Here is a 13,888-nt window from a genome sequence, read left to right as displayed (position 1 = left end):
CTCACGATCCCTGGCTTAAGGTGTGCGAAGCCGGATGAGGGGACGACCACCAATGCCCGCCAGCGGAGCTGTGACCCGCAACACCCTGCGGCAACAGATCGCGGACGCACTGCGTGACGAGGTCTTGGCGGGGCGTTTGCTCCCGGGCGAGGAGTTCACCGTCAAGCACATCGCCGAGCAGTACGGCGTGTCGGCGACCCCCGTCAGGGAGGCGCTGGTCGACCTGAGCGCGCAGGGGCTGCTCGACTCCGACCAGCACCGGGGCTTCCACGTCCACCAGTTCACGGTCGACGACTTCCGCGCCATGGTCGAGGCGCGCTCGCTGGTCTCGGACGGGATCTTCCGGCGTATCGCGGGGAGCGGTCTCGGGCGGGTGAACTCCGAGGCCCTGGTGTCGGTACGGCGCCGGGCGGAGGAGGCCGCGCGGGCGGCCAAGGGCGGCGACCTGGACATCCTCATCGGCTACGACCTGCGCTTCTGGCGAGAGCTGACGACGCTCGTCGCGAATCAGTACATCTGCGACTTCCTGCACCGCATGCGGGTCCAGGCATGGGTGTTCTCCGTGCCCTTCCTGCGCGAGGACGACGCCTGCCGCGACTGGCTGTGGAGCGGGTACGAGCAGATGGTCGACGCGATCACCCTCGGCGACCCGGACGCCGCGCGCGCGGTCGTCGACAGCTGTCACGCGCACTCGCTTGCGTGGGCGGACCGGCTCGATCCGGAGCTGGGACGTCCGCGGAGGTGAGCGGGTACGCGATGAGCGGGAGCGGGGGTCCGGGGCCGGGACCAGGTGCGGCGCCCGGTGCGCCGGGCATACCGGGCGCGGTCGGCGCGGCGGACCTGAGCGTCGTCGTCCCCGCGTACAACGAGGAGAAGCGGCTGCGCCCGACCCTCGACGCGATCCGCGCGTATCTGCGTGCGGACCCCGAGCGCTGGGGCGACTGGGAGCTGATCGTCGTCGACGACGGGTCGACGGACCGTACCGCCGCGGTCGCGGCCGAGGCGGCGGCGGACGAGCCCCGCATCCAGCTGCTGACGAGCGACGAGAACCGCGGCAAGGGGCACGCGCTGCGGCTGGGCGTGCTGGCCTCGTACGGGCGGCGTGTGCTGGTCATGGACGCGGATCTGGCGACGCCGATAGAGGAACTGGACAGGCTGGACGCGCTGCTCGCGGAGGGGGAGAGCGCGGGCGGGGGCGAGTCCGACGCGGACGGCCTGGTGTACGAGGACGGCGACGGCGACGGCGACGGCGAGAGGTATGTCTCCGCCGCCGCCGTGATCGGCTCCCGCGCCCTCCCCGACTCGCGTATCGACGTGCACCAGCGCCCGCTGCGCGAATGGCTCGGCCGGCTCGGCAACCGCCTCATCCGGCTCGTCGCCGTACGCGGCATCCGGGACACCCAGTGCGGCTTCAAGCTCTTCGACGGCGACAAGGCGCGCGCCGCCTTCGCCGCGTCCCGCCTCGACGGCTGGGGTATAGACGTCGAGATCCTGCGCCACTTCCGCCGCGCCGGCTGGCCCGTCGCCGAGGTGCCGGTGCGCTGGTCCCACCAGTCGGGGTCGAAGGTCCGTCCCGCGGACTACGGCCGCGTACTGCTGGAGCTCGTACGGCTGCGCACCCGCGTACGCCCGGTGGATCTCGCCGTCGCCGGCTTCTTCCTCCTTTCGTCCGTGCTCCTCTACAAGGGCCTGTGGGCGGACCTCGACCGCGCGTATCTCGCGGACTCGATGCAGGACCAGAACCAGTGGGAGTGGTTCTTCGCCGTCACCGCCGACAACGTCACGCATCTGCGCAATCCGCTCTTCACCACGTACCAGGGCTTTCCCGACGGCGTGAATCTGATGGCGAACACGGTCATGCTCGGCCTGTCCGTCCCCCTGACCCCTGTCACGCTCCTCTTCGGGCCGACGGTGACCTGGGCGCTCGTCCTCACGCTCGGTCTGACGGCGACGGCCGTCGCCTGGTACTGGCTGTTCGTACGACGTATCACCCGCGTACGCCCGGCGGCGGCCCTCGGCGCGGGACTCGCCGCGTACGCGCCGCCGATGATGTCGCACGGCACCGCGCACCCCAACTTCCTCGTGCTCTTCATGATCCCGGTGATCATCGACCGGGCGCTGCGGCTGTGCGAGGCCCGCGACCGTGGCCGGCGCGTCGTACGGGACGGGGTGCTGCTCGGGCTCTTCGTGACATACCAGATCTTCCTCGGCGAAGAACCGTTGCTCCTCGCGGCGATGGGGATGCTGATCTTCGCCCTGTCGTACGCGCTCGCACGTCCCGATGTCGCGCGCGCCGCGCTGCCGTCGCTGCTGCGCGGGCTCGGCGTGGCGCTGGCGGTGTGTCTGCCGCTGGTGGCGCTCCCGCTGTACTGGCAGTTCTTCGGCCCGCAGAGCTACCACAGCGTTCTGCACGGCGACAACGCCGGCAACAGCCCGCTCGCCTTCCTGGAGTTCTCGGGACGTGCGCTGCTCGGCGACGAGACGCGCGCCGACACGCTCGCCATGAACCGCACCGAGCAGAACGCCTTCTACGGCTGGCCGTTGACCGCGCTCGCCTTCGGCATCGTGGTGTGGCTGTGGCGTTCGGCGCTGGTGAAGGCACTGACGGGCACGGTGCTCGTGGCCGCCCTGCTGTCGATGGGGCAGAGGATCCGGATCCCGTTCACGGACGTGGTGCTGCCGGGGCCGTGGCGCGCGCTGGCGCATCAGCCGCTCTTCGAGTCGGTGATCGAGTCGCGGGTGGCGATGATCTGCGCCCCGGCGCTCGGCATTCTGCTCGTGCTCGCCGCGGAGCGGATCGCGGTCCTCGAACCGCGTACGCACCGGATGGTGGGGCTGGCCGCGATCGCCGTCGCGCTGCTGCCGATCATGCCGACGCCGCAGCCGGTACGGGAGCGGGCGGAGGTGCCCCGGTTCATCACGGACGGCATGTACCGGGACTACGTCACCGAGGGCGAGAGCGTCGTGCCCGTACCCCTGCCGAGTCCGGTCGGGGCGGAGGCGCTGCACTGGCAGTCGGCGACGGGCTTCGGCTTCTCCGTACCCGACGGGTACTTCAACGGGCCCTGGGGACCGGAGCGGATGGGCATCTACGGCGCGGCACCGCGCTACACCTCCAACCTGCTGCGCGACATCCGCTACGGCGCGCGCATCCCGGAGATCGGCCCGAGCTGGCGCGCGCAGGCCAAGCTCGACCTGGCGTTCTGGAAGGCCGGCGTGGTGGTGCTCGCTCCGCAGGACAACGACGAGGCGCTGTACGAGGTCGTGACGGAACTGCTGGGGCGGCCGGGGGAGCGATTGGGGGGCGCGTGGGTATGGGATATGCCAAAGGCGCGTTGAGGACGACGGATGCCGGTGGTGCCGGTCGTCTTCGCTGATCGCGTCCGCCGCATTACGCTGGCCCGACGGCTGGTTCGTACGTAGTCGTACGTACTCGTACGAATGTGATGGAACAGACGAAACCTGAAGAATTCGAAGAATCCGAAGGAATCCGTTCGAACTCGTTGGAGAGCGAGCCTCCCTTGGCCTGTGACCTGTGGTTGGTCCCCCTCGTCGATGTGCTGTGCTACAGCCCCGACAATCCCTTCGCCGAAGAGATCGCGGTCTACGACAAGGCACTCGGCGACGCCGGGCTGCCATCCGTTCCTGTCTTCGCCTACATGCCGGGTCTCTCCGGAGATGTCGCACCGGTCGCCGGATTCGACTACGACGCGCTGCACTTCCTGCGCCGCGCGTATCTGCTCCAGATGTGCGGCCTGGCGGTGACGCCCGTGGGCGAACTGGGCGGTGACTACGAGCAGTTGCTGGAGATGTTCGAGGCGACGGCCCAGCAGTCGCATCTGGTCTGGCACTACGACCACGCGGGCGCGTACGTCCCCGTGGACTACGCGTCTCCGCTCTCCAACGAGGAACTCCTCGCGGGCGGCGGCCCGCTGGGCTCGACGCAGGGGCTGCTGCGCGAGCTGGAACTGGTGGCCCCGTCGATCGGCATCGACCCGGCCAACCCCCCGACCGCACCGGCCCCGCCGCAGGGCCCCACATCCCTGGAGGAACCGGCGGGCCCGATCCCCTACGACGACAGCCCGTTCGCCCGCGAACGCCACGTCTGGCTGGGCCTGCACGCGGCGGCGACGCGGAGCCTGGGGCAAGGCTCGATGATCATTTTCAGCTGACGAACACGCCGGCCGCACGGCGTGCCCTCAATCGCCGGACGGGCTGCATACGGAGCCGTCCGGCGCTTGAGGACCAACCGCGCACCGGGCGGACCCCGCGACGCGCTACCGCACGTCCGGGGGCCGCTGCCGGGGCATGTTCGGGCGAGTACCGGGCGGCAGCGGGAAGCGGCCCGGCGGGATCCCGCCGCCGTCCGTCCGGGCCGTGGCCCCCAGGCCGGCCACCGCCGCCGACTGCGTCACCAGCGGCGCGGGCCCGGACCGGTACTCCACCATCCAGTCCGCCGTCTCCGCCCGTACCAGCTCCGTGACGTCCTCGGAGAACCTCCGCAGCACCCCCAGGCACCGCTCCGCCGCCTCGCTCGCCGTGCCGTCCGTCGGGCCGAGCACCTCCCGTACGCACTCCGACGCCCAGTCGTACTGGAGCGCCTGCAACCGCCGCTGCACCGCCTGCGCGGTCGCGACGTTCCGCATCCAGCCGGACGTCACGCCGAAATACCGGTCACAGCCCAGACAGGCCGCGGCCAGCAGCAGCGACAGATACCCCCACCCCGTCGCCGTTCCGCCCAGCACCTCCGTCAGGTCCAGCAGCGGCAGCACCGCGCCCACGACCACGCCGAGCGCCGTCACGGCCCGCAGGGCGCGGGCGCAGCGGCGCTTGGCGACCCGCTCCGCGCGGTAGCGGGCGACCGTGCGCAGCGCGCTCGCCTCGGTCCACCGGTACAGCTCGTCGAGCCGCTGCGCGGGCTCGCTCCAGTCCCCGGCGGGGAAGGCACCGGCGAGCGGGTCCCCGACAGTGCCGCCCGGCCCCGGCAGCGGCAGCGGCCCCGGCCCCGGCAGCGGCCCCGGCACGGGCCCCGGCCCCGGCGCCGGTCCGGGCGCACCCTGCGGCACGCCCTCGTCCCGGGCCGGCCCCCCGGGCTGCATGTCGGGCTGGCTCACCGGGGCACTCCTCTGCGTAGGTGCTGGGCTGAGTGGAAGATGGAGATGTGGGACGTGGGACATGAGTGGAAGGGGAGACGACGTGGCCGCTGATGCGTACCGCACTTCCTACCGCCGAATGGTGGGCCATGCGCCCGGAATCCCGACGCTTCCACCGCATGGGCCCCGTGATCAGGTAGAGGAGGCGGGCACTCTCACCCGAAAGAGTTCGTTCCTGTGGGGTAGGGCGGCCACCGTGGTGACCACGTAGGCTCGACCTGCCGATCAACCGACGTCGATTTGCCAGGAGTGACCGTGATTCCCGGTGGTGGCCAGCCCAATATGCAGGAGATCCTCCAGCAGGCCCAGAAGATGCAGCAGGACCTCGCGGCGGCCCAGGAAGAACTGGCCGCGACCGAGGTGGACGGTCAGTCGGGCGGCGGTCTCGTGAAGGCCACCGTCAACGGCTCCGGGGAGCTGCGCGGCCTTGTCATCGACCCCAAGGCGGTCGATCCCGAAGACACGGAGACGCTCGCCGATCTCGTCATCGCCGCCGTCCAGGCGGCGAACGAGAACGCGCAGCAGCTCCAGCAGGAGAAGCTCGGCCCGCTCGCACAGGGTCTCGGCGGGATGCCGGGGCTGCCCTTCTAGCGGGGCGCCTCAGCAACTACCGTACGAGCGGTAGGAGTCAACGACTTCCGTAAGCATCTCGACAGGCATCTCAGAGCAGCATCAGGAACATCAGGAAAGGGAATCCGTGTACGAAGGCGTGGTCCAGGACCTCATCGACGAACTGGGCAGACTGCCCGGCGTCGGTCCCAAGAGCGCGCAGCGGATCGCCTTCCACATCCTCCAGGCCGAACCGACCGACGTCCGCCGCCTCGCGCACACCCTGCTCGAAGTGAAGGACAAGGTCCGCTTCTGCGCGGTCTGCGGGAACGTGGCGCAGGAGGAGCTGTGCGGCATCTGCCGCGACGCGCGCCGCGACCTGACGGTCATCTGCGTCGTCGAGGAGCCCAAGGACGTCGTGGCCATCGAACGGACCCGTGAGTTCCGCGGCAAGTACCACGTGCTCGGCGGCGCGATCAGCCCCATCGAGGGTGTGGGCCCCGACGATCTGCGGGTCCGCGAGCTGCTGGCCCGTCTCGCCGACGGTACGGTCACCGAACTGATCCTGGCCACCGATCCCAACCTGGAGGGCGAGGCCACGGCCACGTACCTCGCCCGCATGATCAAACCGATGGGCCTGCGGGTCACGCGCCTTGCCAGCGGTCTGCCCGTGGGGGGCGACCTGGAATATGCCGACGAGGTCACGCTGGGGCGTGCCTTCGAGGGGAGACGACTGCTCGATGTCTGACGCAACGCTGCACTCCACGACGCAGGACCCGGACGACTTCGCGGTCCAGATCGCCGACCAGGTCGAGAGCTTCATCGTCGCGGTCACCGAGGTGGCGAAGGGCGACGAGCCGGACAGCGCCGTGCCCTTCCTGCTTCTGGAGGTCTCCCAGTTGCTTCTGGCCGGGGGCCGGCTGGGCGCGCACGAGGACATCCTCCCCGACGAGCGGTACGAGCCGGATCTGGGCCCGGAGCCGGACGTCGACGACCTGCGCGAGCGCTTCGCGGCGATGCTGGAGCCGATCGACGTCTACTCGGAGGTCTTCGACCCGTACGAGCCCCGCAAGGCACCGGTCCCGTGCCGGATCTCCGACGACCTTGCGGACATCGTCGCGGACCTGCGGCACGGCATGGCGCACTACCGCGCGGGCCGGACGACCGAGGCGCTCTGGTGGTGGCAGTTCTCGTACTTCTCCAACTGGGGCTCCACGGCCTCGGCCGCGCTCCGCGCCCTCCAGTCCCTGGTCGCCCACGTCCGTCTCGACCAGCCGCTCCCGGCCCTCGACGGCCTGGACACGGACCAGGACCTGGGCGAGGACGCGCTGGCGGAAGAGGCGGGCAGGGTGATGGCGGAGGAACTGGGCACGCTGGGCATACGCAAGGTCGCGGACCCGGCGTAGCGGGTGCGGCCGAGCAGGACCTATTGACAGTTACCCGATCGAACCGGCCTGCGTGTAGGGCCGGATGGCCACGATGACATCCATGTCGAACGCGTTGGCTCCCGCCGCGGACGGCAGACCGAGGGCCCGGTCGAGCACGCGGTTCAGGGGGCCGCAGCCCCTGGTGCCCGGGGCGGCGAACTCCGTGTCCTCGGCGCCGAAGGCGACGACCAGGGGATCCTCGGATATCACCCGGGTGGGATCGGTGTCCTTGAGCACCAGGTGGACCGCGTCCTCATCGCTGCCCACCGAGCAGCCCCCCGACGGCAGGGCCGGCCGTCCGTACGCCGAGCCGATGGCGAATTTGAGGTCGAACTCGCCGCGCCTGGTGTCGTCGGACAGGAAGTCCGAGTAGCCGCCGTACCGCGGGGTCAGGGTCAACGGGGTGCGTCCCACCCGGATCGGCGCGGCGGTCATCTCCCCGAAGACCTGCCGGAACTCACCGTCCACACGGCCTTCCGCGAAGGCGATCTTCATAGGCCTGGTGAGCGGCTCGTCGACGGCGCCCATGCGCAGATGCCCCGTTGCGTGCATGACCTCGCAGCGCCAGGTCCCTGGGTCCGCACCCGCGGGCAGTTCATCGGCGGCCGGGCAGGCGGAGAAGTCGAACTCGGGCAGCGGATCCGCGACCCGTTCAGCTCCATGGACGGGGGCGGCCCCCAGGGCGAGTCCGGCAAGTAGAGCCCCGGCGGAGGCGCTTGCGAAGCGGCGGATCGCGCGATTCAAGGTCATTCGGTTCGGCGTCATGCGTCACAGCATTGCAGAGATTCCTCTGCAGAGGAAGGTCTGCAGAGAAAGTGCTGTGATCCGGATAGACTGCCAACATGACGAATGAGCGGAGAGCGGAAGCCGCGGAGCGCCGCACGGTCGAGAGCCCCGAGGTGCTCAAGGCCCTCTCGCACCCCCTGCGCCTGCGCATCCTGCGGCACCTCGGCACGGCGGGCCCGGCCACTTCGACCACCCTGGCAACCGCCCTCGGCGAGAACACCGGAACGCTCAGTTACCACCTGCGCATGCTGGAGCGCAGTGGCCTCATCGAGGACATCCCCGAGCGCTCCAGCGGACGTGAGCGCTGGTGGCGCGGAGTACGCGGTCTCGACATCCGCAGACCGCCGCAGGGTGAGCTGACGGAGGCCGAGCGCGCCATGTCGGCCGAGCTGGAGCGGATGAGGATGGAGGAGGACGTCGAGCTGGCCCGGCAGTTCGCCGCCGGCCAGGCGGAGTCCGAAGGCTGGATGCGGGGCTCACGCAGCCTCAGCCACCTCACGAAGGCCGAGCTGGACGCGTTCCACGACGACTATCTGGCCCTGCTCACGCGCTACGCCCGCGGCCCCGAGGACGCCCCCGACGACGCACGACCCGTACTCCTCCGCTGGTTCGGCCTCCCCGCCGACTGACCGGCAACGCCCCGCCGACCGGCACCCGGTGCCGTACGGCGTTGTATCGCCAACTCCGAGACGCGGAGCGGTATGTCGTCGAGGACGGCTCAGCCCCGCACCGCCGCGAAGGTCGGCGCCACGCTCGGCCGACGTGTGACGTCACCGCAGGTCGCCCCGGGGCTTGAGCCTCGGGCTTCGAGCCCCTTTTCAGTTGAGTGGGAGGAGGGGAGGGAACCAACCCCCCTTCCAACTCCCCCGCTGACCAGTCGAGATGACTTTCTGTGGTCAGCTTGCGTCAGAGCGTATTGACGGTTTAGCGTTCATGGCATTAAGCGGCCCCGGCGGTGCGCCAACACCAACTCCGGGGCCTGACCAACGAATCGAAAGCGACTCGATCGTGGATTCCACAGAGCTTAGTGCCGCCCTGCGCGCCCCCGCACACCCCTCGGCCAAGCCGGGCTACGGCAAGCGCTCCGCGCCCGGTCAACGGCCCCGTACCGCAAGCGATTTCGCACATCTGCGCCCGAGGGAAGCGGCGCTCGCCGCGTACATCGACCGGCTGCCCGAAGGCGCCGCGATCGGCTACAAGCCCCTGGCGGCGAACGTCGCCGACTACGGGCAGCAGGCGTGCGCCAAGGCGCTCAAGTTCCTGTCGCACGAGGGACATCTGCGGCTGGTGAAGGAACACCTGTGCACGGCGGACAACAGCTTCCGCTGGGTGACGCGGACCTACTTCTCCCGGACGTCGAGGGACGACGACTGGTGGAAGGCGTACGTGGACAGCCTGCGCGGCATCGACCTCACGGAGCTGGAGCGACGGCAGCGCGACACAACCTCGGCGGAAACGGCCGAGACGGCGCAGGAGCCCGTACGGCAGCCCGAGCCGGCCGCCCCCGCCGCACCGTCCGCCGCCTACCGCACCCTGGCCCGGCTCGGGCGTACCGACCCTCGTATGACCCTGTCCGCCGCCGAATGCGCCGCGCTCGAATCGCTTGCCGCGCAGTGGCTCGCGCGGGGTGCGACGCCGGAGCACCTGACCCGTTCCCTGACCACCGGGCTTCCGCATCCGCTGCACAGCCCCGGTGCCATCGCCCGCAAACGACTGGAGAGCAAGATGCCGCCCGAGCCGTACCAGGCCCCCGAGTACATCACCCGAGCCGTGATGGTGTGCATGGGCTGTGAGCAGCCCGAGAACGTCGTCACGCTGATCAAGGGCATGTGCCTTGACTGCAACGAGGAGATGGAGGCGTACGACGTGGCCGAGGAGAGGGGCCTGGTCATCGACGCGATTCCGGACACCTTCCGTGCCGTCCCCGCCAAACAGGAGGTGGCCCGTCGTGCGGACGCCCTGCGCGCGGCGGCCGGCTTCAAGACCCGCCCCATCCCGCGCCCGACCCACGGCGAACTCGTCCAGGCCTACTCGCCCGACGGCGCGGACCTGCTGCGGGCGGCCGAATGAGCGTCCACGAGATGCCGGTCAGGGCACCATGGAGGGGAGGAGGCGACGCCATGACCCCCAGGACCACAGACCGGCCACAGATGTCCGTCGACGAGTTCGAGGAGCTTGCCCGACGCGCGCCAGAGATGGTGCGGCTGGAATTCATCAACGGAAAGGTCCAGGTCAAGTCCGTGCCGGACGGAAACCACGGCGAGATCGTCAAGTGGCTTCAGAAGCGCTGCATGCAGTTTCGCCCCGAGTTGTGGTTGTACGCGGAGCAAGGGCTGTGCGTCGATATGTACCGCAAGGGCCGGGCCCGGCCGGATGGAGCGCTCGCGCCGGACGACTACTTCGTCGGGCAGGGAGAGTGGTCCGGGGCTGAGGGAGTTCTGATGGCTGTGGAGGTCACCTCACGTGACGCGGACACCGAGCAACGCGACCGCATCGAAAAGCGCGACGGCTACGCGGCAGCCGGTATCCCCGTCTATCTCCTCGTCGACCGCGATGCCTCCTCTCTGACTGTGCATGCCGAGCCCGAGAAGGGCGAGTACCGTTCTGTCACCATCAGGCCCTTCGGTGCTGTCGTCGAGCTTCCCGACCCGGTCGGCATCACGCTGGAGACCGAGAAGCTCAAGGATTACGCGGACTGACAGGGCGCCCCGATGCCGACGTCGCGCCTCCTGTTGAGAAGCGGGCGGGGGTCGCGATCACGAGCGCCTCGCGTTCGCCGAGGCCCGTCCGTGAGCCGGTTGACCGACGATCCCGCAGGGCCGCGAAGACGCGAGCTGCGTCGAAGTCGCCCTTGCGTGGCGCAAGTCCACGTACAGCAACTTCGAAGACGCGAGCTGCGTCGAGGTCGCCGCCTGCCCCACCGCCGTCCACGTCCGGGACTCCAAGCTCACCGACAGCCCCGAACTGGCGCTCCCCGCCGCCGCCTGGGAGGCGTTCCTCGCGTACGGGGCAGGCCAGTGCTAGCGGCCTTGTGGGTCGATGTGTCGAGAGGTCAGGGGAGTGAGCGAACTCCGGGGCGACGGCCGCGACGAGTACGTCGCGGGCGGCGGCGGAAAGGGTTCGACCGCGCCGTGGGGCCGGTGCTCTACTGTCCCCCGGTCGCCTGCCGGTCGGGTGGGCGCGGGGCGGTGGAGGAGAGCGGTACGTGTCGAACGCGGGGCATCAGGACACCGTGCCGGAGATCGGTGTCGACCTTGTGCGGGGGCTGTTGGCGGCGCAGTTTCCGCGGTGGGGCGGGCTGACCGTCACGCGGCTGGCCGACGGGGGGTCCGATCACGTGATCTTTCTGCTCGGCGACGACATGTCCGTACGGCTGCCGAGAGGCGACTGGGCCGCCGGGCAGGCGGAGAAGGAGCACGCGTGGCTGCCGTGGTTCGCGCCCCAACTGCCCCTGGCCATACCCGTACCGCTCGGGCTCGGGGTGCCGGGGCTCGGGTATCCGTATCACTGGTCCGTCACGCGGTGGCTCGACGGGAGCGTCGCGACGGCGGACGGGTTCGCCGATCCCGAGGGGGCGGCCCGTCAACTAGGGGGGTTTCTCAAGGCACTTCAGCAAGTGCCTACGGTGGGCGACGGCCACGGTCTGAGCCGCTGGTCGCTCATCGCTCGCGACGACGCGACCCGCACCGCCATCAAGGCCCGCACCGGCGCCGCCGCCGCCGACGCCATGACCCGCGTGTGGGACGCCGCGCTGGCCGCTCCCGGGTGGGACGCGGCACCCGTCTGGTACCACGGCGACTTCCACACGGGCAATCTGCTGACCGCCGACGGGCACGTCAGCGCCGTCATCGACTTCGGCGGGCTCGGCGTGGGTGATCCCGCCTGTGACCTGATGGTCGCCTGGACCACTCTTTCGGCCGCGACCCGGCCCGTCTTCCGCGCGGCGCTCGGTGTGGACGACGCGACGTGGGCGCGCGGGCGGGGCTGGGCGCTGGCAACAGGGCTGAACGCGTACACGCACTACGCGGCGACCGACCCGCGCGTGGCGGCGCAGACCCGCCGTCAGATCGACGAGGCCATCTCGGACGAGTGGGCGGAAGCGGAGGCGGAGACCGGCGCCTGGAGGTAACCCTCCGCGTACGCGTCCTGACTCCCGTTGAACCCGGCGACCAGTTCCTCCGTATAGACCTAATGACGCCTCTGTCGGCGTTGGTTGGCACTCATCGGCGTTCATCGGCGTTCTTACGGAGGCCCCCGTGTACGGAAAGATCATCCAGTGCGTCGTCGCCGGAGCCATCGCCGCCGGTGGGCTCGCCGCGGCCGGCAGTCTCCCCGCGAACGCCGCCGCCGTGCAGTCGCCCGACGAGCGGGGCAGTGCTTACGTCACGCGGCAGGACAGCGATCCCGGCCAGGGCCGTTAGACCCGGGCCTGAGCGGCCGAACAGCCGGGCAGGCGTGTAAGCGGAACCGGAACAGGTCCAACCGGGGGTGATCGGCGTGTGACCCGGCCCACGTTCGGCGTGGGCCGCCTCATACCGGGCATGGATGTCCACCGGACAGCCGCAACGCTTCCTGGGTGATCAAGGTGTGAGCCGGGTATCTCACGATGCGATATATCCCAAGTGGAATGCGGCTGCTCGTTAGACTGAGCCGACCGCAGTGATGAACGACTGCGGCATGACTGATCGAGGAGCGCACGTGGGCCTTGTCGTGCAGAAGTACGGAGGCTCCTCCGTTGCCGATGCCGAAGGCATCAAGCGCGTTGCCAAGAGAATCGTCGATGCCAAGAAGAACGGCCACCAAGTGGTCGTCGTGGTATCCGCGATGGGCGACACGACGGACGAGCTGACCGACCTCGCCGAACAGGTGTCCCCGATCCCCGCGGGTCGGGAACTGGACATGCTGTTGACCTCCGGAGAGCGGATCTCCATGGCGCTGCTGGCCATGGCGATCAAAAGCCTGGGCCACGAGGCCCAGTCGTTCACCGGCAGCCAGGCCGGCGTCATCACCGACTCCGTCCACAACAAGGCGCGCATCATCGATGTCACGCCCGGCCGTATCCGTACCGCGCTGGACGAGGGCAACATCGCCATCGTCGCCGGATTCCAGGGTGTGTCCCAGGACAAGAAGGACATCACCACCCTCGGCAGGGGCGGCTCGGACACCACGGCCGTCGCCCTCGCCGCCGCGCTGGACGCCGAGGTCTGTGAGATCTACACGGACGTGGACGGCGTCTTCACGGCCGACCCCCGCGTCGTCCCGAAGGCCCAGAAGATCGACTGGATCTCCATCGAGGACATGCTGGAGCTGGCGGCGTCCGGCTCCAAGGTGCTGCTGCACCGCTGCGTCGAGTACGCACGCCGATACAACATCCCGATCCATGTCCGCTCGTCCTTCTCCGGACTCCGCGGCACCTGGGTCAGCAACGAGCCGCAAGGGGACCAGCAGGTGGAGCACGCCATCATCTCCGGAGTCGCCCACGACGTCTCCGAGGCCAAGATCACCGTCGTCGGTGTCCCCGACAAGCCCGGCGAGGCCGCCGCGATCTTCCGTTCCATCGCGAACGCGGAGATCAACATCGACATGGTCGTGCAGAACGTGTCGGCCGCGTCCACCGGGCTGACCGACATCTCCTTCACCCTCCCCAAGACCGAGGGCCGCAAGGCCATCGACGCCCTGGAGAGGGCGAAGGGCACGATCGGCTTCGACTCGCTGCGCTACGACGACCAGATCGGCAAGATCTCGCTCGTCGGCGCCGGTATGAAGACGAACCCCGGGGTCACGGCCGGTTTCTTCGAGGCGCTGTCCGACGCGGGTGTGAACATCGAGCTCATCTCGACCTCCGAGATCCGTATCTCGGTCGTCACCCGCGCGGACGACGTGAACGAGGCCGTACGCGCGGTGCACACCGCCTTCGGCCTGGACACCGAAACGGACGAGGCCGTGGTCTACGGAGGCACCGGACGATGAGCG

The 13,888-nt window shown here is 69.8% G+C and carries 15 protein-coding genes; 13 read left to right on the top strand and 2 right to left on the bottom strand.

The genetic code is table 11. The annotated features are described in order from the left end of the window. Nucleotides 1-52: 52 nt before the first annotated feature. The 3 genes from IEY79_RS20150 (at nucleotide 53) to IEY79_RS20140 (ending at nucleotide 4,172) form a co-directional block, all read left to right on the top strand. Complete coding sequence (locus IEY79_RS20150) at nucleotides 53-745, top strand: GntR family transcriptional regulator (RefSeq protein WP_189108916.1); 693 nt, start codon at nucleotides 53-55, stop codon at nucleotides 743-745. A gap of 11 nt (nucleotides 746-756) precedes the next feature. After that, nucleotides 757-3,339 (top strand): dolichyl-phosphate beta-glucosyltransferase, encoded by a 2,583-nt coding sequence (locus IEY79_RS20145; RefSeq protein WP_189108915.1) that lies wholly within the window; start codon nucleotides 757-759, stop codon nucleotides 3,337-3,339. Nucleotides 3,340-3,521: 182 nt separating this feature from the next. Then, complete coding sequence (locus IEY79_RS20140) at nucleotides 3,522-4,172, top strand: putative DNA-mimic protein (RefSeq protein ID WP_189108958.1); 651 nt, start codon at nucleotides 3,522-3,524, stop codon at nucleotides 4,170-4,172. Between the two features lie 105 nt (nucleotides 4,173-4,277). Here IEY79_RS20140 and IEY79_RS20135 read toward each other — a convergent pair whose 3' ends face one another. Further along, complete coding sequence (locus tag IEY79_RS20135) at nucleotides 4,278-5,114, bottom strand: SLATT domain-containing protein (RefSeq protein ID WP_189108914.1); 837 nt, start codon at nucleotides 5,112-5,114, stop codon at nucleotides 4,278-4,280. A gap of 294 nt (nucleotides 5,115-5,408) precedes the next feature. On the opposite strand from IEY79_RS20135, the gene IEY79_RS20130 reads away from it, so the two are divergent. The 3 genes from IEY79_RS20130 to IEY79_RS20120 all read left to right on the top strand — a co-directional run bounded on the left by IEY79_RS20130 (nucleotide 5,409) and on the right by IEY79_RS20120 (nucleotide 7,108). Next, nucleotides 5,409-5,744, top strand: coding sequence for a YbaB/EbfC family nucleoid-associated protein (locus tag IEY79_RS20130; RefSeq protein WP_189108913.1), 336 nt, complete (start codon nucleotides 5,409-5,411; stop codon nucleotides 5,742-5,744). A gap of 106 nt (nucleotides 5,745-5,850) precedes the next feature. Continuing rightward, a complete protein-coding gene (gene recR, locus IEY79_RS20125; protein ID WP_189108912.1) occupies nucleotides 5,851-6,450 on the top strand; it encodes a recombination mediator RecR in 600 nt (199 codons plus the stop codon). After that, nucleotides 6,443-7,108 carry a DUF5063 domain-containing protein gene (locus IEY79_RS20120; RefSeq protein WP_189108911.1) on the top strand — a complete coding sequence of 222 codons (666 nt, stop codon included), beginning with the start codon at nucleotides 6,443-6,445 and terminating at the stop codon, nucleotides 7,106-7,108. Before recR ends, IEY79_RS20120 begins: the two co-directional genes overlap by 8 nt. 30 nt (nucleotides 7,109-7,138) lie before the next feature. On the opposite strand, the gene IEY79_RS20115 is transcribed toward IEY79_RS20120, so the two are convergent. After that, nucleotides 7,139-7,879, bottom strand: a complete 741-nt coding sequence (locus tag IEY79_RS20115; protein ID WP_229700985.1) for a hypothetical protein — start codon at nucleotides 7,877-7,879, stop codon at nucleotides 7,139-7,141. Nucleotides 7,880-7,971: 92 nt separating this feature from the next. Between IEY79_RS20115 and IEY79_RS20110 the strand changes: the two genes are divergently transcribed. From IEY79_RS20110 to IEY79_RS20080, 7 genes are all read left to right on the top strand, one after another. Further along, nucleotides 7,972-8,544, top strand: a complete 573-nt coding sequence (locus IEY79_RS20110) for an ArsR/SmtB family transcription factor (RefSeq protein ID WP_189108910.1) — start codon at nucleotides 7,972-7,974, stop codon at nucleotides 8,542-8,544. Nucleotides 8,545-8,923: 379 nt separating this feature from the next. Then, nucleotides 8,924-9,985, top strand: a complete 1,062-nt coding sequence (locus IEY79_RS20105) for a hypothetical protein (protein WP_189108909.1) — start codon at nucleotides 8,924-8,926, stop codon at nucleotides 9,983-9,985. Nucleotides 9,986-10,035: 50 nt separating this feature from the next. Further along, nucleotides 10,036-10,614, top strand: coding sequence for a Uma2 family endonuclease (locus IEY79_RS20100; protein WP_189108908.1), 579 nt, complete (start codon nucleotides 10,036-10,038; stop codon nucleotides 10,612-10,614). Nucleotides 10,615-10,723: 109 nt separating this feature from the next. Next, nucleotides 10,724-10,939: a DUF397 domain-containing protein gene (locus tag IEY79_RS20095; RefSeq protein ID WP_189108956.1), complete on the top strand. Its 216-nt coding sequence runs from the start codon at nucleotides 10,724-10,726 to the stop codon at nucleotides 10,937-10,939. Between the two features lie 181 nt (nucleotides 10,940-11,120). Then, on the top strand, nucleotides 11,121-12,044 hold the full coding sequence (locus IEY79_RS20090; RefSeq protein WP_229700984.1) for an aminoglycoside phosphotransferase family protein: 924 nt from the start codon (nucleotides 11,121-11,123) through the stop codon (nucleotides 12,042-12,044). 127 nt (nucleotides 12,045-12,171) lie between these two features. Further along, a complete protein-coding gene (locus IEY79_RS20085) occupies nucleotides 12,172-12,336 on the top strand; it encodes a hypothetical protein (RefSeq protein ID WP_189108907.1) in 165 nt (54 codons plus the stop codon). 277 nt (nucleotides 12,337-12,613) lie between these two features. Continuing rightward, on the top strand, nucleotides 12,614-13,885 hold the full coding sequence (locus IEY79_RS20080; RefSeq protein ID WP_189108954.1) for an aspartate kinase: 1,272 nt from the start codon (nucleotides 12,614-12,616) through the stop codon (nucleotides 13,883-13,885). Nucleotides 13,886-13,888: the final 3 nt, after the last annotated feature.

The sequence above is a fragment of the Streptomyces camponoticapitis genome, from assembly GCF_014646115.1.
GTDB lineage: Bacteria > Actinomycetota > Actinomycetes > Streptomycetales > Streptomycetaceae > Streptomyces > Streptomyces camponoticapitis.
This window is presented reverse-complemented; position numbering and strand designations above follow the sequence as displayed.

Bases quoted from the DNA above. Each gene is read 5' to 3' on its own strand.
- IEY79_RS20150 (WP_189108916.1), top strand. From the start codon at position 53: ATGCCCGCCAGCGGAGCTGTGACCCGCAACACCCTGCGGCAACAGATC.
- IEY79_RS20145 (WP_189108915.1), top strand. From the start codon at position 757: ATGAGCGGGAGCGGGGGTCCGGGGCCGGGACCAGGTGCGGCGCCCGGT.
- IEY79_RS20120 (WP_189108911.1), top strand. From the start codon at position 6,443: ATGTCTGACGCAACGCTGCACTCCACGACGCAGGACCCGGACGACTTC.
- IEY79_RS20115 (WP_229700985.1), bottom strand. From the start codon at position 7,879: ATGACCTTGAATCGCGCGATCCGCCGCTTCGCAAGCGCCTCCGCCGGG.
- IEY79_RS20110 (WP_189108910.1), top strand. From the start codon at position 7,972: ATGACGAATGAGCGGAGAGCGGAAGCCGCGGAGCGCCGCACGGTCGAG.
- IEY79_RS20100 (WP_189108908.1), top strand. From the start codon at position 10,036: ATGACCCCCAGGACCACAGACCGGCCACAGATGTCCGTCGACGAGTTC.